18 protein-coding genes and 1 tRNA gene are annotated in these 24,917 nt (G+C 46.2%); 17 read left to right on the forward strand and 2 right to left on the reverse strand.

What is annotated here, in order from left to right; translation table 11 throughout:
- The first annotated feature begins 125 nt into the window (after positions 1-125).
- The 5 genes from leuB (at position 126) to H8S54_RS06035 (ending at position 6,889) form a co-directional block, all read left to right on the forward strand.
- Positions 126-1,208 carry a 3-isopropylmalate dehydrogenase gene (gene leuB, locus H8S54_RS06015; RefSeq protein WP_117852159.1) on the forward strand — a complete coding sequence of 361 codons (1,083 nt, stop codon included), beginning with the start codon at positions 126-128 and terminating at the stop codon, positions 1,206-1,208.
- Between the two features lie 72 nt (positions 1,209-1,280).
- Positions 1,281-2,954, forward strand: a complete 1,674-nt coding sequence (gene ilvD, locus H8S54_RS06020; protein WP_117852154.1) for a dihydroxy-acid dehydratase — start codon at positions 1,281-1,283, stop codon at positions 2,952-2,954.
- A gap of 16 nt (positions 2,955-2,970) precedes the next feature.
- Positions 2,971-4,647 carry a biosynthetic-type acetolactate synthase large subunit gene (ilvB, locus tag H8S54_RS06025; RefSeq protein WP_117852149.1) on the forward strand — a complete coding sequence of 559 codons (1,677 nt, stop codon included), beginning with the start codon at positions 2,971-2,973 and terminating at the stop codon, positions 4,645-4,647.
- Positions 4,644-5,726 (forward strand): 3-phosphoserine/phosphohydroxythreonine transaminase, encoded by a 1,083-nt coding sequence (gene serC / locus H8S54_RS06030; RefSeq protein WP_186901086.1) that lies wholly within the window; start codon positions 4,644-4,646, stop codon positions 5,724-5,726. Before ilvB ends, serC begins: the two co-directional genes overlap by 4 nt.
- Positions 5,726-6,889: a phosphoglycerate dehydrogenase gene (locus H8S54_RS06035; RefSeq protein ID WP_186901087.1), complete on the forward strand. Its 1,164-nt coding sequence runs from the start codon at positions 5,726-5,728 to the stop codon at positions 6,887-6,889. Before serC ends, H8S54_RS06035 begins: the two co-directional genes overlap by 1 nt.
- 784 nt (positions 6,890-7,673) lie before the next feature.
- On the opposite strand, the gene H8S54_RS06040 is transcribed toward H8S54_RS06035, so the two are convergent.
- Positions 7,674-8,648 (reverse strand): carbohydrate kinase family protein, encoded by a 975-nt coding sequence (locus tag H8S54_RS06040; RefSeq protein WP_021924613.1) that lies wholly within the window; start codon positions 8,646-8,648, stop codon positions 7,674-7,676.
- A 236-nt stretch (positions 8,649-8,884) separates the two neighbouring features.
- On the opposite strand from H8S54_RS06040, the gene glgB reads away from it, so the two are divergent.
- The 11 genes from glgB to H8S54_RS06095 all read left to right on the forward strand — a co-directional run bounded on the left by glgB (position 8,885) and on the right by H8S54_RS06095 (position 21,942).
- Positions 8,885-11,014 carry a 1,4-alpha-glucan branching enzyme gene (glgB, locus tag H8S54_RS06045; protein ID WP_186901088.1) on the forward strand — a complete coding sequence of 710 codons (2,130 nt, stop codon included), beginning with the start codon at positions 8,885-8,887 and terminating at the stop codon, positions 11,012-11,014.
- 117 nt (positions 11,015-11,131) lie between these two features.
- A tRNA-Thr gene (locus tag H8S54_RS06050) sits at positions 11,132-11,204 on the forward strand.
- A gap of 233 nt (positions 11,205-11,437) precedes the next feature.
- Entirely contained in the window at positions 11,438-12,514 is a 1,077-nt protein-coding gene (locus tag H8S54_RS06055) for an ABC transporter ATP-binding protein (protein WP_186901089.1), read from the forward strand.
- On the forward strand, positions 12,511-13,362 hold the full coding sequence (locus H8S54_RS06060) for an ABC transporter permease (protein WP_456298165.1): 852 nt from the start codon (positions 12,511-12,513) through the stop codon (positions 13,360-13,362). Before H8S54_RS06055 ends, H8S54_RS06060 begins: the two co-directional genes overlap by 4 nt.
- The gene (locus H8S54_RS06065; RefSeq protein WP_186901091.1) at positions 13,359-14,141 is read left to right on the forward strand and encodes an ABC transporter permease; all 783 of its coding nucleotides are present in this window, start codon (positions 13,359-13,361) and stop codon (positions 14,139-14,141) included. Before H8S54_RS06060 ends, H8S54_RS06065 begins: the two co-directional genes overlap by 4 nt.
- 32 nt (positions 14,142-14,173) lie before the next feature.
- The gene (potA, locus tag H8S54_RS06070) at positions 14,174-15,217 is read left to right on the forward strand and encodes a spermidine/putrescine ABC transporter ATP-binding protein (protein WP_021924608.1); all 1,044 of its coding nucleotides are present in this window, start codon (positions 14,174-14,176) and stop codon (positions 15,215-15,217) included.
- Positions 15,217-16,038 carry an ABC transporter permease gene (locus H8S54_RS06075; RefSeq protein ID WP_117852125.1) on the forward strand — a complete coding sequence of 274 codons (822 nt, stop codon included), beginning with the start codon at positions 15,217-15,219 and terminating at the stop codon, positions 16,036-16,038. Before potA ends, H8S54_RS06075 begins: the two co-directional genes overlap by 1 nt.
- A 9-nt stretch (positions 16,039-16,047) precedes the next feature.
- A complete protein-coding gene (locus H8S54_RS06080) occupies positions 16,048-17,895 on the forward strand; it encodes an extracellular solute-binding protein (protein WP_117852122.1) in 1,848 nt (615 codons plus the stop codon).
- Positions 17,896-18,003: 108 nt separating this feature from the next.
- Positions 18,004-19,032, forward strand: a complete 1,029-nt coding sequence (locus H8S54_RS06085) for a polyamine ABC transporter substrate-binding protein (protein ID WP_186901092.1) — start codon at positions 18,004-18,006, stop codon at positions 19,030-19,032.
- A 108-nt stretch (positions 19,033-19,140) separates the two neighbouring features.
- Positions 19,141-20,775 (forward strand): phosphoenolpyruvate--protein phosphotransferase, encoded by a 1,635-nt coding sequence (gene ptsP, locus H8S54_RS06090; protein ID WP_186901093.1) that lies wholly within the window; start codon positions 19,141-19,143, stop codon positions 20,773-20,775.
- Between the two features lie 12 nt (positions 20,776-20,787).
- Positions 20,788-21,942, forward strand: a complete 1,155-nt coding sequence (locus tag H8S54_RS06095; RefSeq protein WP_186901094.1) for a DUF362 domain-containing protein — start codon at positions 20,788-20,790, stop codon at positions 21,940-21,942.
- A 114-nt stretch (positions 21,943-22,056) separates the two neighbouring features.
- Here the strand turns inward: H8S54_RS06095 and H8S54_RS06100 are convergent, their stop codons facing one another.
- A complete protein-coding gene (locus tag H8S54_RS06100; RefSeq protein WP_186901095.1) occupies positions 22,057-22,938 on the reverse strand; it encodes a homocysteine S-methyltransferase family protein in 882 nt (293 codons plus the stop codon).
- Positions 22,939-23,221: 283 nt separating this feature from the next.
- Between H8S54_RS06100 and H8S54_RS06105 the strand changes: the two genes are divergently transcribed.
- Entirely contained in the window at positions 23,222-24,751 is a 1,530-nt protein-coding gene (locus tag H8S54_RS06105) for an LCP family protein (RefSeq protein ID WP_186901096.1), read from the forward strand.
- Positions 24,752-24,917: the final 166 nt, after the last annotated feature.

Consider the following 24,917-nt stretch of genomic DNA (forward strand, 5'->3'; position numbering starts at 1 on the left):
CTTTTTTACTTTAATAGGTTGAAATCTGAAAGAAAGTGCGTTATTATAATAACAATTATCCATTGATGTCAGAAGAGACGTGGAAATTCCCACTGGCATACAGGAACAAAGGAGAAGAAATTATTATGAATTACAACATTTCACTGATTCCCGGAGACGGTATCGGACCGGAGATCGTTGCAGAGGCAAAGAAGGCTCTGGACAAGGTATGTGAGAAATACGGACACAGCTTTTCTTATTCTGAGGTACTTTTAGGAGGAGCATCCATCGATGTTCACGGTGTTCCCCTTACAGAGGAAGCCATTGCAACCGCCAAGGCTTCTGATGCAGTTCTTATGGGCTCCATTGGCGGCGATGCCAAAACATCCCCATGGTACAAATTAGAGCCATCCAAGCGTCCGGAAGCAGGACTTCTTGCCATCCGTAAGGCACTGAATCTTTTTGCAAACCTGCGTCCTGCATATTTATACAATGAGCTTCGCGCAGCATGCCCTCTTCGCGATGAGATCATTGGCGACGGCTTTGACATGATCATTGTACGTGAGCTCACTGGCGGTCTTTACTTTGGAGAGAGAAAGACCATCGAGGAAAACGGAGTTGCCAAGGCAATCGATACGCTTTCCTATAATGAAAACGAGATCCGCAGAATTGCCATCAAGGCATTTGACATTGCCATGAAGCGCCGCAAGAAAGTAACAAGCGTTGACAAGGCAAACGTTCTGGATTCTTCCAGACTCTGGAGAAAAGTAGTAGAAGAAGTTGCCAAGGATTACCCGGAGGTGACTCTTGAGCATATGCTGGTTGACAACTGTGCCATGCAGCTGGTAAGAGACCCGAAGCAGTTCGATGTCATTCTTACAGAGAACATGTTCGGCGATATTCTTTCTGACGAGGCCAGCATGGTAACCGGTTCCATTGGAATGCTTTCTTCTGCCAGCCTGAATGAGACAAAATTTGGCCTTTATGAGCCAAGCCACGGTTCTGCACCGGATATTGCCGGACAGAATAAGGCGAACCCGATCGCAACCATTCTTTCCGCAGCTATGATGCTTCGTTTCTCCTTGGACCTTGATGAGGAAGCAAACGCAGTTGAGGCAGCAGTACAGAAGGTTCTGACAGCAGGCTACCGCACAGGCGACATTATGTCTGAGGGCTGCACCTTAGTTGGAACCAAAGAGATGGGCGACCTGATCGCAAAAGAGATCTAATCAGAATAGAAAGGATTTACAGCCGGGAAAATCAGATTTTTCCGGCTGTGAAGAACAAAGGAGATACAAGCTATGAGAAGTGATGCAGTAAAAACAGGCACACAGCAGGCACCTCACCGTTCCCTGTTTAATGCCCTTGGAATGACAAAAGAAGAGATGGAGCGCCCGTTAGTTGGTATTGTGTGCTCTTATAATGAAATCGTACCAGGCCATATGAACCTGGATAAAATTGCCCAGGCAGTTAAGCTTGGCGTTGCAATGGCTGGCGGAACTCCGATCATGTTCCCTGCAATCGCTGTCTGTGATGGTATTGCAATGGGTCATGTGGGAATGAAATATTCCCTGGTAACCAGAGACCTGATCGCAGATTCCACAGAAGCAATGGCAATGGCACATCAGTTTGATGCCCTTGTTATGATCCCGAACTGTGACAAAAACGTGCCTGGACTTCTGATGGCAGCAGCCAGAATCAACGTTCCTACTGTATTCGTAAGCGGCGGCCCAATGCTGGCTGGTCACTTAAACGGACACAAGACAAGTCTTTCCAGCATGTTTGAGGCTGTTGGAGCTTACGCTGCAGGCAAGCTTACAGAGGAAGGCCTTACCGAGTGTGAGAACAAAACATGTCCAACCTGCGGTTCCTGTTCCGGTATGTACACTGCAAACAGTATGAACTGTCTGACAGAGGTTCTTGGTATGGGACTGAAAGGAAACGGAACCATTCCGGCTGTTTATTCCGAGCGTATCCGTCTTGCAAAGCATGCAGGAATGCAGGTTATGGAAATGTACCGCCGCAACATCCGTCCAAGAGACATTATGACAAAAGAGGCAATTTTAAATGCCCTTACCGTAGATATGGCACTTGGATGTTCCACAAATAGTATGCTTCATCTTCCAGCTATCGCACATGAGATTGGCTGGGATTTCGATATCAGCTTTGCAAATGAGATCAGCGCAAAGACCCCGAACCTGTGTCACCTGGCACCTGCAGGCCCGACTTATATGGAAGACCTGAATGAGGCAGGCGGTGTTTACGCGGTTATGAATGAGCTTGCACAGGCTGGACTTCTTCATACAGAATGCATGACCGTAACCGGAAAGACAGTAGGAGAGAACATCAAAGACTGTGCAAACCTGAATCCGGAGGTTATCCGTCCTCTTGACAATCCGTACAGCACCACAGGCGGACTTGCCGTACTTCGCGGCAACCTTGCCCCGGACGGAAGCGTTGTAAAACGTTCTGCAGTGGTAGCTGAGATGATGGTTCACGAAGGACCTGCAAGAGTTTTTGACTGCGAGGAAGACGCAATCGCAGCCATCAAAGGCGGCAAGATTGTAGAAGGTGACGTTGTTGTCATCCGCTACGAGGGACCAAAAGGCGGCCCTGGAATGAGAGAGATGCTGAACCCCACATCCGCAATCGCAGGTATGGGACTTGGCTCTTCTGTAGCCCTGATTACAGACGGACGTTTCAGCGGCGCATCCAGAGGTGCTTCCATCGGGCATGTTTCCCCGGAGGCAGCAGTTGGCGGCCCTATCGCTCTGGTTGAAGAGGGTGACATCATCAGCATCAACATTCCGGAACTGAAGCTGGAACTGAAGGTTTCTGATGAAGAGCTTGCAGCAAGAAAAGCAAAATGGCAGCCAAGAGAGCCGAAGGTTACAACCGGATATCTTGCAAGATATGCAGCAATGGTTACCTCCGGAAACCGCGGTGCAATTCTTGAAGTACCGAAAGCGAAATAGTTAGGAGGAAACAAAATTGCAGCTTACAGGAGCAGAGATCATCATAGAATGTTTACTGGAGCAAAGCGTGGATACTGTTTTCGGGTATCCAGGCGGCGCGATCCTGAATGTTTATGACGCCCTTTACCGATACAGTGACAAAATCAAACATGTACTTACATCCCATGAGCAGGGAGCTTCCCATGCAGCAGACGGCTATGCCCGGGCAACCGGAAAGGTGGGTGTGTGCCTGGCTACTTCAGGACCTGGAGCAACCAACCTGGTAACCGGAATCGCAACCGCATGCATGGACTCTGTTCCGGTGGTGGCAATTACCTGTAACGTAGGAACTGCACTTCTTGGAAAGGATTCTTTCCAGGAGGTGGATATCGCAGGAATCGTAATGCCTGTGACAAAACACAGCTACATTGTAAAAGACGTAACACAGCTTGCGGACACCATTCGCAAAGCTTTTACCATAGCAAAAAGCGGTCGTCCGGGACCTGTCCTTGTAGATGTCCCGAAGGATGTGACCGCCGCGAAATGCGAATATATCCGTCACACTATCACAGCTGTAGAGCCTAAGGTGGATACCATCCGCCCGGAGGATGTGGAGACCGCAGCCCAGATGATCGCCAGAGCCCAGAAGCCTTTCATCTTTGTAGGCGGCGGCGCTGTAATTGCAGACGCATCCAAAGAGGTGCGTGCTCTGGCTCACAAGATCCAGGCACCTGTATGTGACAGCCTGATGGGAAAAGGTGCTTTTTCCGGTGAGGATGAGTTCTATACAGGACCAGTTGGAATGCATGGAACCAAAACATCCAACTATGCTATGTGTGAGTGTGATCTTCTGATTACCCTTGGCGCACGTTTCAGCGATCGTGTCACAGGAGATACCAAGACCTTCGCACCGAAGGCAAAAATCCTGCAGATCGATGTGGATGCAGCGGAAATCAACAAGAACATTGTGGTTGACGCTTCCGTGATCGGAGATCTGAGGGAAGTGCTGAAGCTTCTTCTGGAAAAAATCCCGGAGAAGAAACACGAAGAGTGGGCAGCACACATTCAGGATATGAAAGAAAAATATCCGCTGAATTACGATCATTCCCAGCTTACCGGACCTTATGTGATCCAGAAGCTTTATGAACTGACTGGTGGAGATGCTATCATTTCTACAGATGTTGGACAGCACCAGATGTGGGCTGCCCAGTATTTCAAATTTAAGGAGCCGAGGACCTTCCTGACATCAGGAGGGCTTGGTACCATGGGTTACGGTCTTGGCGCAGCCATCGGAGCAAAGATGGGATGCCCGGACAAAACTGTGGTAAATATAGCAGGAGACGGCTGTTTCCGTATGAACATGAACGAGATCGCCACAGCAGTGCGCTGCGGCAGACCGCTTGTCCAGATTATTCTGAACAATCATGTACTTGGAATGGTACGTCAGTGGCAGACTCTTTTCTATGATCACAGATATTCCCAGACCATCTTAAACGATGGCGTGGACTTCGTAAAAGTATCTGAGGCAATGGGAGCAAAAGCAATCCGCGTTACGAAGATGGAAGAAGTAGAGCCTGCCCTTAAGGTAGCGCTTTCATCAGAGGGCCCGGTAGTTCTCGACTGCTGGATCGACCAGGATTTAAGCGTATATCCTATGGTTCCTGCAGGAGCAAGTTTAGATGAGGTATTTGACGAGGAGGATGTGAAGAAATGAGCAGAGTGTACAATTTTTCCGCAGGACCAGCAGTCCTTCCGGAAGAGGTGCTGAAAGAAGTCGCAGATGAGATGATGGATTACAATGGTACCGGAATGTCTGTTATGGAAATGAGCCACAGAAGTGCTGCATTCCAGGAGATCATCGACACAGCAGAGAAGGATCTGCGTGAGCTGATGAACATTCCGGACAACTACAAAGTTCTTTTCCTTCAGGGCGGCGCTTCCCAGCAGTTTGCCATGATCCCTATGAACCTTATGAAAAATAAGGTGGCTGATTATATTGTAACCGGCCAGTGGGCAAAGAAAGCATACCAGGAAGCACAGAAATACGGAAAAGCAAACAAAATTGCTTCTTCCGAGGATAAGACTTTCTCCTACATTCCGGACTGCAGTGATCTGCCGATCAGCCCGGATGCAGACTACGTTTATATCTGCGAGAACAACACCATTTATGGAACCAAGTTCAAAGAGCTTCCCAATACAAAGGGCAAAACACTGGTAGCGGATGTATCCTCCTGTTTCCTTTCTGAGCCTGTTGATGTAAGCAAATACGGCATTATCTACGGCGGTGTCCAGAAGAATATCGGACCGGCCGGTATGGTAATCGTGATCATCCGTGAGGACCTGATCACAGAGGATGTCCTTCCGGGAACTCCTACTATGCTTACATATAAGACACATGCAGACGCAGGCTCTCTTTACAATACACCGAACGCATACTGCATTTATGTGTGCGGAAAAGTCTTCAAATGGCTGAAGAAAATGGGCGGACTGGAAGAGATGAAGAGACGCAATGAGGAGAAGGCAAAGATCCTCTATGATTTCCTGGATTCCAGCAAGCTTTTCCATGGCACAGTTGTTCCGAAAGACCGTTCTCTTATGAATGTTCCTTTCGTAACAGGTGACAAGGAGATGGATGCAAAATTTGTAGCTGAGGCAGCAAAGGCTGGTCTTGTGAACCTGAAAGGCCACAGAACAGTAGGCGGCATGAGAGCCAGCATCTACAATGCAATGCCGAAGGAAGGCGTGGAAGCGCTGGTTGCATTCATGAAAAAGTTTGAGGAGGAAAATGCGTAATGTTTCAGTATCATTGCCTGAATCCGATTGCCCAGAAGGGTCTGGATATTTTTGATGAGGGATATAAAAATTCTGATACCATTGACGGCTGCCAGGCGGTTCTTGTAAGAAGTGCAAAAATGCATGATATGGAGCTGCCGGAAAGTGTTGCTGTGATCGCCCGTGCTGGAGCCGGAGTGAATAATATTCCGGTTAAGGAATGCGCTGAGAATGGTGTTGTTGTATTTAACACTCCTGGTGCCAATGCAAATGGTGTCAAGGAGCTGGTTCTTGCCGGTATGCTGCTTGCTTCCCGTGATATTGTAGGTGGTATCGAATGGGTTCAAAGAGAGAAGGACCAGGAAGATATTGATAAGCTGGCTGAGAAGCAGAAGAAACAGTTTGCAGGCTGTGAGATCATGGGCAAAAAGCTTGGTATCATCGGTCTTGGCGCCATCGGAAGCATGGTTGCAAATGCGGCAGCTTCTCTTGGCATGGAGGTTTATGGATACGATCCTTATATTTCCATTGATGCGGCTTGGAATCTTTCCCGTACCATTAAGCACAGCAAGAGCCTGGATGAGATTTACAGCAAGTGTGATTATATTACCGTTCATGTTCCCCTTCTGGATTCTACCAAGAAGATGATCAACAAAGAGGCTTTTGGAAAGATGAAGGACGGCGTGGTTCTTCTGAACTTTGCACGTGATCTTCTGGTGGATGAGGAGGCTCTGATCGAGGCTCTTGACAGCGGCAAGGTGAAGAAGTATGTGACAGATTTTGCAAATCATACAGTTGCAGGACATGAGGGAATTCTGGTTACTCCTCATCTTGGAGCTTCCACTGAGGAGTCTGAGGAGAACTGTGCAGTGATGGCTGTGAAAGAGGTTCGTGATTTCCTTGAGAATGGTAACATTAAGAATTCTGTGAACTTCCCGAACTGTGATATGGGTACCTGTGTGGCAGTTGGACGTATTGCTATCACACATAAGAACATCCCGAATATGATCAGCCAGCTGACCAAGATTCTTGGTGCTGAGGGACTGAACATTGCGGATATGACTAACAAGAGTAAAGGGGAGTATGCGTATACTCTGATCGATCTGGAGAGTGTAGCTTCCGCAGAGGCACTGGATGCACTGAAGTCTATTGAGGGCGTTTCCAGAGTGCGTGTGGTGAAATAAAAGGATGAATAAAATGCCCGTGGTGTGGTGCCGGAGATGGTGCTGCGCTGCGGGCAGTTTTTTGCGAAAATGTGGCAGTGCGGGATTTAGTGAAGCAGTTGTTACCAGGACGTGAGTTCGCAATGTATATTCATCGCAGGTCGTCGTAACACTCCAACGAGCTAACTGTCAACTGCGACTAAACATCTCAGGAGAGCCTTCGATGTTAAGTCTTCGTAGACAGTGGATCTCGTTTCCGTTAAGAGCGCTCCTGAAATGACCTGCTCACGAATATACATTGCGAACTCACTGGTTACTGGTAAGGCGAATGTGCTAAAACGATACTTCTTCACTGACGTTAGGAGGGTATTCCAGCCGATGCACGCTATCTGTGGTTCTGCTGTTTCCAATCATCTACTTATTTAAGTAGTGGCGTTACCCGAACACGATTTAACAATGTACATTCAGGGCTGTGCGTTGCAATGTTCGAGTATACAGATTGCGGGAGTAGATTTCAATAGCCAGCGTTCCCCCAGGTGTACCGGGACAGCCGGTTGGCGAATTTCGGGAATTTGGCGAGTAAGCGACAGGTGGGGATGCACTGTCTGAGCCCGATAGGGCGAGTTTGCTTCCCCACCTGTCAATAGGCGACGGAGCCAAATCCCGAAATTTGTCATTGGCTGCCCCGGTACACCTGGGGGAATGCGTCCGCCTTGATTAACTAAATCCCATTTAGCTTCCGGAGACACAGTTTATTGCATAAAAAAGCTGACATCTGCAACTACCGCAAATGTCAGCTCCTTTTTTATCTGCCGCTCTTAGCAATGAATTCCAGTACTTCCTCGCGGGTCGGCATTACGCGAAGCGCACCCTTACGAGTGGTAATAAGGGAAGCTCCTGCATTGGCGAAGGTAAGCATTTCCATAAGATTCTCATCGGAGAGGTCCTCAAGACCATGCTCCAGAACATAATTCAGAATGCTGGCGCAGAAGGTATCTCCGGCACCTGTAGTCTCAATAGTATGTTCCTGAAGGAACGGTGCACATTCTACACGGCGACCCTTGTAGTAAGCACGGCTTCCGTCCTTACCCATAGTGATCAGTACAAGGGGAATGTGGTACTTCTCTTCAATAAGGGCTGCACCCTTGTCATAGTCTGTAGTATCGAAGAGAAATTCTACCTCGTTGTCAGAAATCTTCAGCACATCGCATTTGGTAAGACCGTACTCAATCTCTTTTCTGGCATCCTCTAAGGACTTCCAGAGTGGCGGACGAAGGTTCGGGTCAAAGGTGATAATACATCCGGCTTCCTTAGCTACGTCGATGGCATGGCGGGTAGCCTTACGAACGCCCTCATGAGTAGAAGAAAGAGTTCCGAAATGGAAGATACGGGAATCACGGATCAAATCATCCGGAACCTCGTCAATGGTCAGCATCATGTCAGCACCAGGATTGCGGTAGAAAGAAAAATCTCTGTCCCCATCCGGATAGGTGTGAACAAATGCCAGTGTGGTATGCACCTCATCATCCATAACAAGTGCCTGTGTATCAATTCCAACTTCTTCAACAGCAGCCTTGAGCTGATTTCCAAACATGTCTTTTCCAACCTTGCCGATGAAAGCAGTTTTCTTTCCAAGACGATTCAGCATAGCAAGAACATTGCATGGGGCTCCGCCTGGATTGGCCTCCATAATAGGGTTGCCCTGTGTGCTGGTACCATTCTCTGTGAAGTCGATCAGAAGTTCACCCAGTGCAGTCACATCATAGCTTCGATTGCTCATTGAAAAATCCTCCTTAGCTTCTAGAGCCATTTACAAACATGCCCTAGCGAAAATATATACCAATAATTTAACGCAGCAGGTAAGATTTGTCAAACAAATTCCTTTATTTTTTCAGTTTAAAATGGTAAAATAGTAATAAATAACCATTACCTGCGGATGGATTTTTCAGACAGATTTTAAGGGCAGGATATTAATACTGTGGGTGGCCGCAGGTTGTGCGGAGAAATGGAGAGCATATGAGTAAAACTGTATATGATTATATGAATTGGGCAGGAATTGAAGCAATTGTTTATGGAGAAGAGACAGCTCCAAGAGATGTGATGGGACCCAGACTGACACCGGATGGTGTGCTGATACAGGGCTTTTTCCCAGGTGCCAAGTCAGCAGCGGTAGCTGTTGGGAATAAGAAATACCAGATGGAGCTGGAGGATGAAGCTGGCTATTATGGGGTTTTAATTCCGGGACGGAGAATCCCTGAGTACGAATTTCAGATACAGACAGGTGATAAAGAGAGAAGCTTTAAGGATGCCTATGGCTTTGGAGGAATCCTCACAGAGGAGGATGAGGCTGCCTTCTTGTGCGGCGTTTATTATGAAGGCTATAAGAAGTTAGGTGCGCATCCTATGGTTATGAATGGGGTAAGCGGAACTCATTTTGCAGTGTGGGCACCCAATGCCATTCGTGTAAGCGTTGTGGGAGATTTTAATGACTGGGACGGCAGAGTGCTTCCTATGCATAAGATGCCAAAATCCGGTATTTTTCAGCTGTTTGTTCCGGGAGTGAAGGTGGGAGATGCCTACCGGTATGAAATCAAGGCGAAAGGGGATGTACTTCTTCAGAAGGCAGACCCCTATGGAAACAGAGCTGCTGCGGCGCCGGAATGGAACTCGGTTGTGGCAGATGTGTCAGACTTTGAATGGAATGACGGCAAGTGGATGAAGGACCGGAAGAAGTACGATGACCGCAGACAGCCGGTTTCTATCTATGAGACAAGCCTTGGCAAGTGGAATAATAAGAAGGAATTAGTTTCTTTTCTGAAGGAAGAGGGCTATACCCATGTGGAGCTGCATCCGGTTATGGAATTTCTGGAGGATGAGGCAGATGGCTATCCTACCTCTGCATATTTTGCCCTTAGTACACGATATGGAGAGCCTAAGGAGTTTGCTGCCTTTGTTGATCAGCTTCATCAGGAAGGAATCGGTGTGATTCTTGACTGGTCCCCGGCCCAGTTCCCAAGATATGAGGGCGGACTGGAGAAATTTGACGGAACTGTTCTTTATGAGGTGAAGGATCCTGGTATGGCAGTTCATCCTATGTGGGGAACCATGCTTTATAATTATGACAGTCCTATGGTAAAGGACTTCCTGATTTCAGGTGCCTGCTTCTGGCTGGAGGTTTTCCATGCAGACGGACTTCGCATGGATGATGTGGATGCCATGCTTTACCTGGATTACGGAAGAAAAGACGGATGGACACCGAATATGTACGGTTCCAATGAGAACCTGCATGCTATAGAATTTCTGAAGCATCTTAATTCCATTGTGAAGAAACGTAATCCAGGCGCGCTTCTCATTGCTCAGGAGGACGGCCTGTGGCCGGAGCTGACAGATTGTGTAGAGAATGATCACATTGGCTTTGACTACAAGTGGAGCGGCGGATGGACCAGAGATTTCCTGTTCTATCTTTCCGTAGATCCTGTCCTTCGGAAGAATTATCATGATCAATTGACGTTGTCTACGTTATATGCATATTCTGAGCATTATGTACTCACCCTTGGAAGCAGAGATGTGGGAACTCTTGGGGAATTTATGGATAAGCTTCCAGGAGATGAGAAGCAGAAGCTGGCACAGGTAAGAGCTGCTTATTCCTATATGATGGTACATCCTGGCTGTAAAATGATGGCACCACAGGGGGATATGCCGGAGGGGCTGGGGAAATGTATTCAGGCATTGAATGCTCTTTACAAAAATTCTCCTGCTCTTTATAAGCTGGATGACGATTACGACGGATTTGAGTGGATTCAGCTGATGAAGTACGAGGAAAATGTGATCACTTTCCTTCGCAAAACAGAAAAGCCGGAGGAAACGCTTCTGGTGATCTGCAATTTTGCTGCCATTCCTTATGAGAATTATCAGGTTGGCGTACCATTTGCAGGCAAATATAAAGAAGTCTTTAACAGTGACGCTGCAGAATTTGGTGGTGAGGGCGTTGTAAATGCCCGGGTCAAAGCAGCAAAGGCAGAAGAGTGGGACGAGCGGGAGTATTCTATTAAAGTGAAGCTGCCCGCACTTGGTGTCAGCATTTACAGCTGCACGCCGGGAAAGGCACCTGCCAAGAGGGTAATTGCTTCGAAGGCCGTGAAATGATTGCACAGTAGTGGAATTTTCCCAGGAGGACTGGTTCAAAATTTCCTTGACAAATGCAGATGTATAAATTAAAATAGCAATTGTGTCCGGCAGATGTTTTCATCTGTCGGCGCATAAGCTGGAATAGCTCAGTCGGTAGAGCACTTCACTCGTAATGAAGGGGTCGTGAGTTCGAGTCTCATTTCCAGCTTTTTTATTTTGCAAAAGGGTATACTCCATGATAGAATATACCTTGAACAGGACGAACCTGCTTTTGGCGTACCTTTTTTCGGCAAATTATATGAAAATACGGGTTACCGATTTCGTAAGGTGCAGTAATAGCACTGCATTAACATTTATTATGTTAATGCCGAAGTCCATCAAGGGCTTTGTTATGTCGGCAGCCCGTATTTTTTTTCACAAATACAGAGAGGAGGGTAATGTATGTCTGACTCATTTCTTGAATTAAAAAATCTGAAAAAAAGCTTTGCCCCCGGCGAGGCTGTTCTTCAGAGGATAAATCTTACAATCAGGCAGGGCGAGTTTGTAACTCTGCTAGGTGCTTCCGGCTGCGGCAAGACAACTACCTTGCGCATTATCGCAGGCCTGGAGCAGCCTGACAGCGGCAGTGTGTGGCTGGAGGGACAGGATGTGACTGCTCTTGAACCTAATCAGCGAGATGTGAATACAGTATTTCAGAACTATGCCCTTTTTCCCCACATGAATGTGGCGGATAATATTGGGTATGGCTTGAAAATCCGTAAGGCTCCCAAGGCTGAGATTAAGAAAAAGGTGAAAGAGATGCTGGAGCTTGTGCAGCTGGAGGGGTATGAGAAGCGAAAGCCCTCAGAGCTTTCCGGCGGTCAGAAGCAGAGGGTTGCAATTGCCAGAGCACTGGCAAATAATCCGAGGGTTTTGCTGCTGGATGAACCACTTGGAGCGCTGGATCTGCAGCTTCGCCGCACCATGCAGCTGGAGCTGAAGCGTTTGCAGAAGAAGCTTGGAATTACCTTTATTTATATTACCCATGACCAGGAGGAGGCCATCAATATGTCTGACCGGATCGTGGTAATGAATCAGGGGCAATTTGAGCAGATCGGAACACCGGATGAAATTTATAATCATCCGAAGACCAGCTATGTGGCTGCCTTTGTAGGAAATGCCAATATTCTCAAGGGAACTGTAGCAGAGAAAAACGGGCACCACATAAAAGTGAAGCTGGGAGATGAAGTGGCTTCTATTGATACAGAGGAAAAGGTAAATGTCGGGGAAAACGTTACGGTTGCTCTTCGTGGTGAACACATTCTGCTGGAGGAAAATGGCAACTTGCATGCCACTGTGAAGGAAAAGAATTTTGCAGCAGGGCAGCTTAGGGTTTTACTTACCCTGCCAAATGGTGATGAGGTTACAGCCAGCCGCTTCGGTATGAATGCAGACATTCAGCCGGGACAGCAGATTTGCTGGCGTTTTGAACCAAAGGATGCGGTTTTAGTGGACCGCCCTAAGGGAGGTACAAACTGATGGGCAAAAAAAGCTCCATATGGATGATTCTTCCTTTATATATTTTTACCCTGATATTTGTAGCCTGCCCACTTCTCTATATGGTTGCCTTAAGCTTTGCCACTCCCGGAGAAGTTCACGGGGTGCAGTGGATTTTTACACTGGATAATTACAGGAAGCTATTAGAGCCTGTATATCTGAATACATTTGCCCAGTCCTTTCAGCTTGCTTTTACAAGCACCCTGTTTATAACACTGATCGGTTATCCTTTTGGCTATTACATGGCGAAGCTGCCGGCCAGCGGCAAAAAGAAAGCCATGCTGCTTCTTATGCTTCCCTTCTGGGTGAATTCCCTGATCCGTCTTTATGGCTGGATCATTATTCTTCAGAAAAAAGGACTTCTGAATTTCCTTCTGAAGAAGCTTGGACTGATCGAGAAGCCTTTGAAGCTGATGTACAGTTACCCGGCAATTGTAATCGGTATGATTTATGTGCTGCTGCCTTTTATGATCTTGTCTGTATATTCCAGTGCGGAAAAGCTGGACTGGTCTTTGGTGGAGGCAGCCCGGGATCTTGGTGCCGGCAAAATAAAAGCCTTTTGGACGGTTAGCTTTAAGCTGACCCTGCCCGGTCTTTTGTCAGGTGTGATTTTGACCTTTATTCCATCCATGGGGCTGTTTTTTATAGCAGATATTCTGGGCGGAAATAAAGTGGTGCTGGTAGGAAGCCTGATCCAGGATCAGATGACCAGGGGAAATAACTGGCCCTTTGCAGCAGCCCTGGCAGTGATCATGATGATCCTTACCACTTTGATGATCCTTTTGTACCGTAAGGTTACCAATGCCAAAGAAGTGGAGGGGCTGGGATGAAAAAAAGCACACGTTTCGAAAAAATCTATCTGGGTATTGTTTTTTTGCTGATGTATCTGCCGGTGGCAGTTGTGATCATTTTTTCCTTTAATGAATCCAAGCTTCCTGTACGGCTGACCGGATTTTCCCTGCAGTGGTATCAGAAGCTGTTTGCAGATCGTGACATGCAAGAAGCACTTGTAAACAGTCTGATCCTGGGAGCTGCCAGCTGTGCGGTTTCCGCAGTGATCGGAACCATGGGAGCAGTGGGACTGTCACGAATCCACTGGAAAACAAAGGGCGCACTTGAGTACATCTCTATTTTGCCCCTTATGATACCGGAAATTATTCTGGGCATGGTGCTGATGGCATTTTTTTATATGCTGAACCTGCCCTTTGGAATGCTGACCCTGCTTATCGGCCATACGGTGTTTTGCATTCCTTATATATTGATGGAAGTAAAGGCAAGGCTTGTAGGCATGGACCCTTCCCTTGAGGAAGCTGCAAGAGACCTTGGCGCGACTTCCCTCAGAGCCTTTTTTGACATCACCCTGCCCCTTATTATGCCGGCTGTGGCGTCTGGCTCATTACTTGCATTTGCCATGTCCATGGACGATGTGGTGATCAGTATTTTTATTAATGGTCCGAGACTGTCCACCTTGCCCATCAAGGTGTACACTCAGATAAAAACCGGTGTGACACCGGAAATCAATGCCCTGTGTACGATTATGCTGGCTTTTACAGTATTGCTCCTTCTTGTCTATTCTCTTGTGAGAAAGTTTTACAGGAAGCTTAGGTAGGGCAATGGTTGTCTACGGAAAGGAGAAAACAAATGAATAAACTCATTGAGTTGAAAAACCTCACAAAAAACTTTGATGACCAGCAGGTTCTTCGCGGAATCAATCTGGACATTTATGAGAACGAGTTTCTCACCCTTCTGGGACCAAGTGGCTGCGGAAAAACCACCACCCTTCGAATCATTGCAGGCTTTGAGGAGCCAAGTGGCGGAGAAGTATTATTTAACGGCATTGAGATTTCCAAGCTTCCTCCATATAAAAGAGAGGTAAACACCGTTTTCCAGAAATACGCTCTTTTTCCCCATCTGAATGTGGCAGATAATATTGGATTTGGTCTGAACCTGAAAAAGGTGGATAAGACGGTTATCAGCCAGAAGGTAAGCAAAATGCTGAAAATGGTAGGCCTTGAGGGCTTTGAAAAAAGAGATGTTACCCTGCTTTCCGGCGGACAGCAACAGCGAGTTGCCATTGCCCGGGCCCTTGTAAATGAGCCGAAGATCCTTCTTCTTGATGAGCCTTTAGGTGCCCTTGATGCCAAAATCCGTAAGCAGATGCAGATTGAGCTGAAAAAAATCCAACAGGAGGTTGGAATCACGTTCATCTATGTCACGCATGATCAGGAGGAGGCACTCTCCATGTCTGATACAGTGGTAGTTATGAATAACGGTGAAATTCAGCAAATCGGTGCGCCTACTGATATTTATAATGAGCCGGAAAACCGTTTTGTAGCAAGCTTCATCGGAGAGTCCAATATCATTGAAGGAATTATGATAAAGGATTTCCTGGTGCAGTTTGACGGATTTGAATTTGAGTGTGTGGACAAGGGCTTTGAAGACAATGAAGAAATTGAGGTTGTGCTTCGTCCGGAGGATCTGGATATTGTAGAGCCATCTCAGGCTAAGTTAAATGGTGTGGTACGAAATGTTACCTTCAAGGGTGTACACTACGAAATCCTTGTGGAGACAGAGCTGCGTACCTATAAGGTTCAGACTACTGATTATGCGGAGGTGGGCCGCCAGGTAGGACTGAAATTCGGACCGGAAGATATTCATGTTATGTACAGAATGGGAGCATATTAATGAAACAGTTTAAACGACTTATTATTCCGTATTTTATATGGGCAATCATAATCCTTGTAATCCCACTGTTTCTCATTGCCCTGTATGCATTTACTACAGAAGGAAATGAAGTTATGACTCTTTCCTTCACCTGGGGAAACTTTGCCAAGTTTCTGGAAGCTACTTATCTAAATGTTATCTTGAAATCCTTCTGGCTGGGACTGCTTACCACCTTTATCTGTCTGGTGCTGGGCTATCCCCTTGCCCTGATCATTGCAAGATGCTCTGAAAAAATGCAGGGTCTTCTGATCATGCTGGTTACGATTCCCATGTGGATCAACATGCTGCTTCGTACCTATGCATGGATGAACCTTTTGTCAGATAACGGAATCATCAATAACCTTTTGGCAAAAATCGGACTGGGACCTATCAATATGATGTATACTGATTTTTCCGTAATGCTCGGTCTGATCTGTAACTTTATGCCCTTTATGATCATTCCGATTCATACATCCTTAAATAAAATGGATAAGTCCCTGATCGAGGCTGCCTACGATCTTGGTGCAAACCGGTTCCAGACCTTCTGGAAGGTGATCTGGAAGCTGTCTTTGCCTGGGGTGGTAAACGGTATTATGATGGTATTCCTTCTTGCCATTTCCTCCTTCGTTATTCCCAAGCTTCTGGGAGGGGGACAGTACATGCTGATCGGTAACCTGATCGAATCCCAGTTTATCTCTGTTGGAGACTGGAACTTCGGAAGTGCCATTTCTATGATCCTGGCAGTGATCATTTTGCTTTCCATGAGTCTTATGAAGCGAATGGATAAGGAAAAAGGAGAGTAGGAGGGTATCATGCAGAAGAAGACAAGCTTTTTTCAGAGATTTTATGTGGCCATCTGCCTGGTGTTTTTTTACCTGCCAATTCTGGTGACCATGATTTTTTCCTTTAACTCATCTAAATCCCTGACTAAATTTACGGGATTTTCCATGAGATGGTATACCGAGCTGCTTCATAATACAGAAGTCAGCAAGGCGGTTTACGTATCTGTGACGATTGCCATTCTGGCAACTGTGATCTCTACCGTTCTTGGAACTATTACAGCCATCGGGCTTTCCAAGTCACGGAAGGTGTTAAAGGAAACACTTTTAAATATTAACAACCTGCCGATCCTTAATCCGGATATTGTAACAGCTATCGGACTGATGCTTCTTTTTTCCTCACTGGGCTTTCGCAAGGGATATATCACCATGCTGCTGGCGCATATTTCCTTTTGTACGCCATATGTTATCACCAGTGTTTATCCAAAGGTAAGAAGTCTGGATCCCAATCTGGCAAATGCGGCAATGGATCTTGGAGCAACACCCTTCCAGGCATTGACAAAGGTAATTGTGCCTATGATCAAGGACGGTATTTTCGCCGGCGCCCTGCTTGCGTTTACCATGTCCTTTGATGATTTTGTAATTTCTTATTTTGTATCCGGCAACGGTGTGAAAAATATTTCTATTGTTGTTTACAATATGACCAAGCGAATCAATCCAACCATTAATGCCTTGTCTACCATTGTAATCGTGGTTATTATTCTGGTACTTGTTTTCGCAAATATGCTTCCGCCGATTCTTGAGAAGCATGCAAGTAAGCATACGAAAAAGATTCAGCGTGTGATCGCACTTCTGGTAGTGGCGGCTCTTGGCTTTGGCCTTGCAAAATGCGGCGGTGCAGCAGGAGAGAGTCATGTGCTGAAGGTGTATAATGCAGGAGAATATATTGATCTTGCGCTTCTTAAAGAGTTTGAGGAGGAATATAACTGTACTGTGGTGTATGAGACCTTTGAGTCCAATGAGATGATGTACACCAAGCTGTCCGGCGGTGAATCCTATGATGTGCTGGTACCCTCCGATTATATGATCGAGCGTCTGATCAAAGAGGATTATCTCCAGCATATTGACTGGGATCAGATTCCCAATAAGGCGAATCTGATGAAAGAGGTTATGAATAAGAGCTATGATCCGGGCAACCGTTATTCCTGCCCGTATTTCTGGGGAACAGTAGGAATTCTGTATGATAAGACGGTGGTAGATCCGGCAGACCTTCAGGAGGGCTGGGAGATTCTTTGTGATACCAAGTATAAAGGAAATATTTACATGTATGATTCTGAGCGAGATTCCTTTATGATAGCCTTAAAGGCCCTTGGATATTCCATGAACACAACGGATGAAAAACAGATTCAGGAGGCTTATCAGTGGCTGGTTAATCAGAGAAACACCATGGATCCTATTTATGCAGGTGATGATGTGATCGATAATATGATTTCCGGCAATAAGGCAATGGCAGTAGTTTATTCCGGAGATGCTTCCTATATTATCAGTGAAAATCCGAATATGGACTATTTCACACCGGGACAGGGAACCAATAACTGGTATGATGCTATGGTAATCACAAGAGACTGCAGCGAGGTGGAGCTGGCCCATCAGTTTATTAATTTTATGCTGGAAGAAAAATCTGCTCTTTCCAATACGGAAGAAGTAGGTTATACTTCTCCTGTAAAGAGTGTTTACGAGACCATGATCAGTGGTGAGTATGAGGGCGTTTCTTCTTATATTCCGGATTTCGAGAATCCTAACAGTGAGATTTTCCGCTATCAGGAGCCGAAGATCAAGCAGAAATATGCAGAGCTGTGGACCAAGATCAAGGCCGAGTAAATGTAGGTAAGCACCGGTAAGCACCGTCACCTGGGTGGATGCGGCAGCACTTCCAAAAGCTGACGGGGCAGGCAGCGGGAAACCGTAAGACGAAAAAGGAGATCGACTATGAAGAAAAAGTTACTTGCAGCAATTTTAACAGTGGCAGCAGTATGCGGCAGCGTGGCACCTGTATATGCAGCTGATTCTGAGCTGGTTCTTTACACCTGGGAGGGAATGTTCCCACAGGAGGTTCTGGATGGCTTTGAGGAAGAGACAGGCTATAAGATTGTATACTCCAATTTTGACACAGATGAAACCATGCTTGAGAAGGTTTCCATGGCAAAGGGCGGAGATTATGATGTGGTAATTGCAGACGATTATATCCTTGAGAAAATTATAGAGGAGGGTCTTGCCACTAAGCTTGACAAGGAAAAAATTTCCAACTGGGATAACATCAACCCTCTTTACCAGGGACAGTTCTATGACGAAAATGATGAGTACACCGTACCCTACGGAGCAGGAATCCCGCTGATCGTTTACGATCCGGATGAGGTGGATCTGGACATTAAGGGTTATAAGGATCTGTGGGATCCGTCCCTTGAGGACAGTGTGGCATTGATTGCCAACTATCGTGTTATCAATGGAATCACACTTCTTACCATGGGAAAAAGCATGAACGAGGAGGATGTGGATACTATTAAGGCGGCCGGTGAAAAGCTTGTGGAACTGGCACCTAATATTCGTATGATCCAGGATGACAATACCCAGAATGCGCTTCTGAACGGTGAGGCATCTGTGGCGCTCCTTTATACTTCCCAGGTAACAGCAGCTCTTGCAGAGGATCCGGAGCTGAAGGTGGTTTACCCGGAAGAGGGTCTTGGATTTGGCGTAATGGGCATGTTCATTCCAAGTGCTGCACCTAATGCTGAGGCGGCTTATCAGTTTGTGGATTATATTTTAAGACCTGAGATTGCAGCAGAGTGCTTTGATTATATTGGATACTACTGCACAAACAAGGCGGCTGACCAGCTGGTAGATGAGAACCTGGTAGTGCCGGACAGCGTAACAAGCGGCGAAAGCATCAAAAATGTAAACGCAAAGGCAGAGGAGCAGTATAATAAGAACTGGACGGAATTTAAGGCGGCTTGTGATTAATTCAAAATTGCATTAAAAAGAGTTGCGTTGTATAATTGATACAAAAGCAACAGTTTGTAGAGGCAGGCTTTTGAGTCTGCCTTTACTATTCGCTAAAGGGAGAACAACATGGAAATATATAAGGGTGCTTCCGCATTTGCGGGAATTGCCATCGGAAAAATACAGTTTTACCGAAAAGGAGAATATCAGCTCCGACAGCATCAGGCAGATGATATAAAGACGGAACAGCGTAACTTTGACGTAGCAAGAAGACATGTGATGCAGACCCTGAAGGAAGAATATGATAGTGCAGGAATCTCAGAAGCTATTGAACATCAGGTACTTGAGCAGGCTGAGCTTCTTGGCTCCGGCAGCTTCCTTCGGGCGGTACAGAGCATGATCAGCGGAGAAAAGGTAACTGCCGCCTATGCAGTGCAGACCACACGGGATGAGTTAAATGGCACGTTTGGCAATCTGAAGGATCCCTCTATAAAAGAACGGATTCACAATGTTAGCAGGGTTTCAGACCTTCTTCTGGAAATCCTGGGAAAAGAGGAGAAAAAAATCAATCTGGGTGAGGAACCGGTAATTCTGGCAGCAGATGCCCTGTCTCCGGCTGAATTGATGGAGATGGACAAGGACAAGCTCCTTGGCATTGTGACACGTAAAGGCTCTGCAACCTCTCATACGGCCATCCTTGCCAAAAGCATGGATATTCCCTGTGTAACAGGAGTAGGAATTCCCGCATCCGAAGAGGAATGGGAAGACACAGTTGCCATAATCGATGGTTATACAGGAACTCTTTATCTGGAACCGGACCGTGAGGTGAGAAGGGAATATGAAATCCGCAGAAAAGCAGATCTTGTGGAGCGGGAAGCTCTTCTGAAGCTAAAGGATGAAAAGGATATCACCCTGGATGGCAAGGAAGTAGGAATTTATGCAAATATCGGAAGCCTGGATGATCTGAACAGTGCGCTTTACTATGGCGCAAGGGGAATTGGATTGCTTCGAAGTGAGTTCCAATATCTGGGAAGAGAGAGCTATCCGGGAGAGGAAGAGCTTTTCCAGGCATACAAGAAGACGGCACAGACCATGGGTGATCGTCTGGTGGTCATTCGAACAGCAGATCTTGGTGCAGACAAACAGGCAGCCTACCTGGAGATTCCTCAGGAAACAAATCCTCTTATGGGAAATCGTGGAATCCGTTTTTGCCTGGACCGGAAAAATCTGTTTAAAACACAGATTCGTGCCATTTACCGTGCAAGCTGGTACGGAAATCTGGGGATGATGTATCCGATGATCAGTGAAGAGGAGGAAATGGATGCGATTGAGGAGCTGATCCGGGAGGTGAAAGCTGAGCTGAGTAGTGAGGGGATTCCCTTTAAAAATATCCGAACGGGCATTATGATGGAAACTCCTGCAGCCGTAATGATCGGGGAGGAGCTTGCCAGACGTGTGGATTTCCTTGGAATCGGAACCAATGACCTGACCCAGTATACGCTTGCCATGGATCGCCAGAATCCTTTGCTTCAGAAAAAATATAACGATCATCATCCGGCAGTTGTGCGTATGATCAAAATGATTATAGATGCAGGACACAAAGAGAACTGTAAGGTTTGTCTCTGCGGTGAGCTGGCAGCAGATACAAGGCTGACAGAGACCTTTCTGCGGATGGGTGTAGACGCATTGTCTGTGGTACCGGCATGTATTTTGCCGGTGAGAAAGGCACTGCGAGCAGCGCGGGTGAAAAATGAAGATGAATAAAGGACATCGTGCATGAATAAAAAAAGTAAAGTAGTTGTGCTTCCTTGTGAGGCATATGAGGAAGAAAAAATTTATAATCTTTTAAAAGCTGGTCTGAAGGAGCTTGGCGGGCTTGAAGCACTGATTGGAAAAGAAGAGAAGCTTCTGCTTAAGCCTAATCTTTTGAAGAAGGCAGAAGTAGAAAAGGCAGTGATCACCCATCCTGTGGTAGTTGGTGCCTTTGCCAGAATTTTACGGGAGAAAGGCTATGCCAATATTGTCCTTGCAGACTCCTGCGGTCACGGAACCACCAGACAGGTGATCCAGGGAACCGGCATGGATACTTATTTGGAAAAATACGAGATTCCGGCTATTGATTATACAAAAGGAGTGCATGTAGATTATCCGCAGGGGATTCAGGCCAGGGAATTTATTCTCCCAAAGGAGCTTCTGGAGGCAGACTGCGTTATTTCCCTTTCCAAAATGAAAACTCATGCCCTGGAACGGATCACAGGTGCTGTAAAAAACAGCTATGGCTTTATCTATGGGAAAAATAAGGCAATCGGCCATACCAAATATCCAAGTGCAGACAGCTTTGCACGTATGCTGATCGATCTGAATCAATATGTGAAGCCAAGGCTTTATATTATGGATGGAATCACGGCAATGGAAGGCAACGGTCCAGGGTCCGGAGATCCGATTGCAATGAATGTGATCCTTATGTCCACAGATCCGGTGGCACTGGACAGTGTGTTTGCAAGGCTGGTGTACCTGAAGCCGGAGATGGTGCCAACAAACTACCATGGAGAAAAGATGGGACTTGGACACTGCCGGGAAGAGAATATTGAGCTTGTGGTGGCAGATGCCATGCATTCGAAGCAGCTCGTATCCATGGAGAATTTGGTTTGTCGGTACGGAAAACCGGATTTCAATGTGGACCGTACTCAGATACGCAGCAATGTCTGGACAAAACTAGCCAAAGCCCTGAATATTTTCCAGAAGAAGCCCTACATCGAGCCGGAGAAATGTATTCGCTGCGGCATTTGTGTAAACAGCTGCCCTGTTCCCGGTAAAGCTGTGGAATTCCGAAAAGGAAAAGAGAATCCGCCGGTATATGATTATAAAAAGTGTATCCGATGCTTCTGCTGTCAGGAGATGTGCCCGAAGAAGGCGATTAAGGTGAAGTGATTGAATGCTCGTTTGAGAGCACTTCTTGCATCTAAGGAAAAATAAGAACTTTAACATGAAAAGCAACAGTAGCACATCTGGATTCACCAGCTATCCTATTGCTGCTTTTACAAATCAACGCCCTAATAAAGTTGCTACTTCTTTGATGTATTCCGGTGTGGTGCCGCAGCATCCGCCTACAATACCAGCGCCCGCATCAATCAGTGCCTTGATGTGCTTCGCAAAATCCGGGGCTTTCATAGAATATACGGCATTTCCCTGATCATCAATGAAAGGCATTCCTGCATTGGGCTTGGCGATAACCGGAATGGAAACATTCTCGCGGATGTTTCGAATAACAGAAATCAGCTGGTCCGGACCAACGGAACAGTTTACACCTACTGCATCAGCGCCTGCAGCCTCCAGAGAAACAGCAGCTTCAATGGCATTTCCACCGCTGAAAATACTTCCGTCAGCATCTACAGTCATAGTACACATAATCGGAAGCTGGCAGACTGTGGAAGCAGCATCTACAGCAGCAAGAGTCTCTTCAATATTGATCATGGTCTCAGCAACAATCAGGTCAACTCCTGCGTTTTTCAGAATTTCAATCTGCTCCCGGTACATTTCAAAAGCGGCCTCATAGGTCATATCTCCGGCAGGCTCCATCATTTTGCCGCTTGTGGTAATGTCAGCAGCGACATAAACCTTGCGGGAAGCTGCGTCTGCTACTTCTCTGGAATAGGACACCAGGCGGGTGTTGATCTCTTTTATCTGATCCTGAAGATGATGCATGGTGAGATTTATGCGATTACCACCAAAGGTAGGAGCATAGATAATATCGCTTCCCGCTTCTACATAGCCTCTCTGAAGGGCCTGGAAGACATCCTTATGTGCCAGTACCCACTCCTCTGTGCAGACGCCCTTTGGCATGTCGGCAGCCATCAGATTAGAACCTGTAGCTCCATCAAGAAGAACAACATTCTGTGTAAGTGTCTGAAAATCCTGTTTTGTCATATGATAATTCCTCCTTAGATTGGCAGAACATTTTCTTGCCCGCTTGTCCGGGTATACATGATATAGTTCTGCCGGATACGGTAGATTTCGTCATAGTCCCATCCGCGTCCTGGAAATTATAACGTTTTCATAAAAAAATAAATGTAAATCTTTTGCATTATATCACTATTTGACTTGATTTTCCAGTTGTCAGCATATAAAATATATGCTATGTTCTGATAAAAGGTTACTGTTCATTCCGTGAACAGTAGCTATGAATGACTATAAGAAAAGGAGTTACACGATGAGTAGAAGGAGAAGAAGAAACGACTGGATTCCAGGCGCAGTGATCACGATCATTGTACTTATGCTTTCTGTTGTTTTCATGGGACTTCTTGCAATGACTAAGATGGTTCCCACGATTTATATGCTGATCATAGGCATTGTATTGGTATTGTTTACCGCTGTGATCTGGCTGCTGGTATGGCATTTCAGACATAAGGGCAGATTTATAGCAGGTACCATACTTGCAGTGCTTTTGGTTGCAGTTCTTGCCCTTGGCAGTTTTTATATTAATAAGACAAGAGATGCATTAAGCGGCATTTCCGGCGTTAATACAGAGGTAACCCAGATTGCAGTTTATGTAAGAAGTGACGATGCTGCGGATTCTGTTGAAGCAACTGCAGGATACAATTTTGGTATTTTGTCCTCTCTTGACCGTGAGAACACGGACGGTGCTGTAAACCATCTGAACAGTCAGTTTGGAACAGCGGTACAGACTACAGAATACGCCGGACTTACCGAGCTGGCAGACGGACTTTACAAAAATGAAGTAGGTGCGATTATCCTGAATAACGCATATCTGGATGTCCTTGAGGAAATGGATGGGTATGCGGACTTTGAGTCAAAGGTGAAACAGGTTGGAACTGTTGACGTAGAAAGTGAGATTGCGGTAAATAACACATCCTCTGATGGCAGTAATGATACTCAGACAGCAGAGCCGATAACCACCTCCAGAGGCGGTAAGGTTTATACCATTTACATCAGCGGTATTGATACCCGCGGCGAGATGACAGCTAAGAGCCGAAGCGATGTAAATATCATTGCGACTATCAATACAGACACCCGTGAGATTCTTCTTGTTTCCACACCTCGTGATTACTATGTGCCGCTTTCCATTTCAAACGGAGCACCGGATAAGCTGACACATGCAGGTATCTATGGAATTGATGTTTGTATGAACACCCTGGGAATGCTGTATGATATTGATATCAACTATTACTTCAGAATCAACTTCGGCGGATTTGTGAAGGTAATTGATGCATTAGGCGGAATTACTGTATATTCAGATTATGACTTTGATTCTAAGAACATTACAGGATACCACTTCAATCAGGGAGCAAACTATGTAAACGGAGAACAGGCCCTTGTATTCTCAAGAGAGCGATATGCGTTCCAGGAGGGTGACCGCCAGAGAGGCAAGAACCAGATGGCAGTGATCAAAGGCGTTGTGGATAAAGCACTTTCTCCGGAAATCCTTACCAGTTATTCTTCCATTCTTTCCAGCCTGGACGGATGCTTTGGTACCAATATTACCTACGAAGAAATTGCACAGCTTCTCCAGCAGCAGCTTGCAGGCGGCGGCGACTGGACGATTGTTTCCTACAGTGTGGATGGAACCGGAGCAACTGAGAAGCCATACTCCATGAGCCAGAAGGCTTATGTTATGGTACCGGATTACAGTACTGTTGATAAGGCGAAAGACCTTATGGCGAAGGTACGTAATGGCGAGGTTGTAACGCAGGCAGATGCAGACGGAACTACAGGGCAGTAAGATAGCGATTATTAGGTGGGCTCTAATAAAGAGCAAACAGACAGTTTAATAGTAAGCCAGAGCAGATTATTAAAATTTAATTTGCTCTGGCTTTTTTTGATTTGCGGAAGAAGAGAAATAAGTCGGAAGGCTGACATATTTTTGACAGGAGAAGGGCTAAATGAAG

The organism is Blautia segnis (genome assembly GCF_014287535.1).
Taxonomy (GTDB): Bacteria; Bacillota; Clostridia; order Lachnospirales; family Lachnospiraceae; genus Blautia_A; species Blautia_A acetigignens.

Coding starts and splice junctions, on each gene's coding strand:
- leuB (WP_117852159.1), top strand. CDS start 126: ATGAATTACAACATTTCACTGATTCCCGGAGACGGTATCGGACCGGAG.
- ilvD (WP_117852154.1), top strand. CDS start 1,281: ATGAGAAGTGATGCAGTAAAAACAGGCACACAGCAGGCACCTCACCGT.
- serC (WP_186901086.1), top strand. CDS start 4,644: ATGAGCAGAGTGTACAATTTTTCCGCAGGACCAGCAGTCCTTCCGGAA.
- H8S54_RS06035 (WP_186901087.1), top strand. CDS start 5,726: ATGTTTCAGTATCATTGCCTGAATCCGATTGCCCAGAAGGGTCTGGAT.
- H8S54_RS06040 (WP_021924613.1), bottom strand. CDS start 8,648: ATGAGCAATCGAAGCTATGATGTGACTGCACTGGGTGAACTTCTGATC.
- glgB (WP_186901088.1), top strand. CDS start 8,885: ATGAGTAAAACTGTATATGATTATATGAATTGGGCAGGAATTGAAGCA.
- H8S54_RS06055 (WP_186901089.1), top strand. CDS start 11,438: ATGTCTGACTCATTTCTTGAATTAAAAAATCTGAAAAAAAGCTTTGCC.
- H8S54_RS06065 (WP_186901091.1), top strand. CDS start 13,359: ATGAAAAAAAGCACACGTTTCGAAAAAATCTATCTGGGTATTGTTTTT.
- potA (WP_021924608.1), top strand. CDS start 14,174: ATGAATAAACTCATTGAGTTGAAAAACCTCACAAAAAACTTTGATGAC.
- H8S54_RS06075 (WP_117852125.1), top strand. CDS start 15,217: ATGAAACAGTTTAAACGACTTATTATTCCGTATTTTATATGGGCAATC.
- H8S54_RS06080 (WP_117852122.1), top strand. CDS start 16,048: ATGCAGAAGAAGACAAGCTTTTTTCAGAGATTTTATGTGGCCATCTGC.
- H8S54_RS06085 (WP_186901092.1), top strand. CDS start 18,004: ATGAAGAAAAAGTTACTTGCAGCAATTTTAACAGTGGCAGCAGTATGC.
- ptsP (WP_186901093.1), top strand. CDS start 19,141: ATGGAAATATATAAGGGTGCTTCCGCATTTGCGGGAATTGCCATCGGA.
- H8S54_RS06095 (WP_186901094.1), top strand. CDS start 20,788: ATGAATAAAAAAAGTAAAGTAGTTGTGCTTCCTTGTGAGGCATATGAG.
- H8S54_RS06100 (WP_186901095.1), bottom strand. CDS start 22,938: ATGACAAAACAGGATTTTCAGACACTTACACAGAATGTTGTTCTTCTT.
- H8S54_RS06105 (WP_186901096.1), top strand. CDS start 23,222: ATGAGTAGAAGGAGAAGAAGAAACGACTGGATTCCAGGCGCAGTGATC.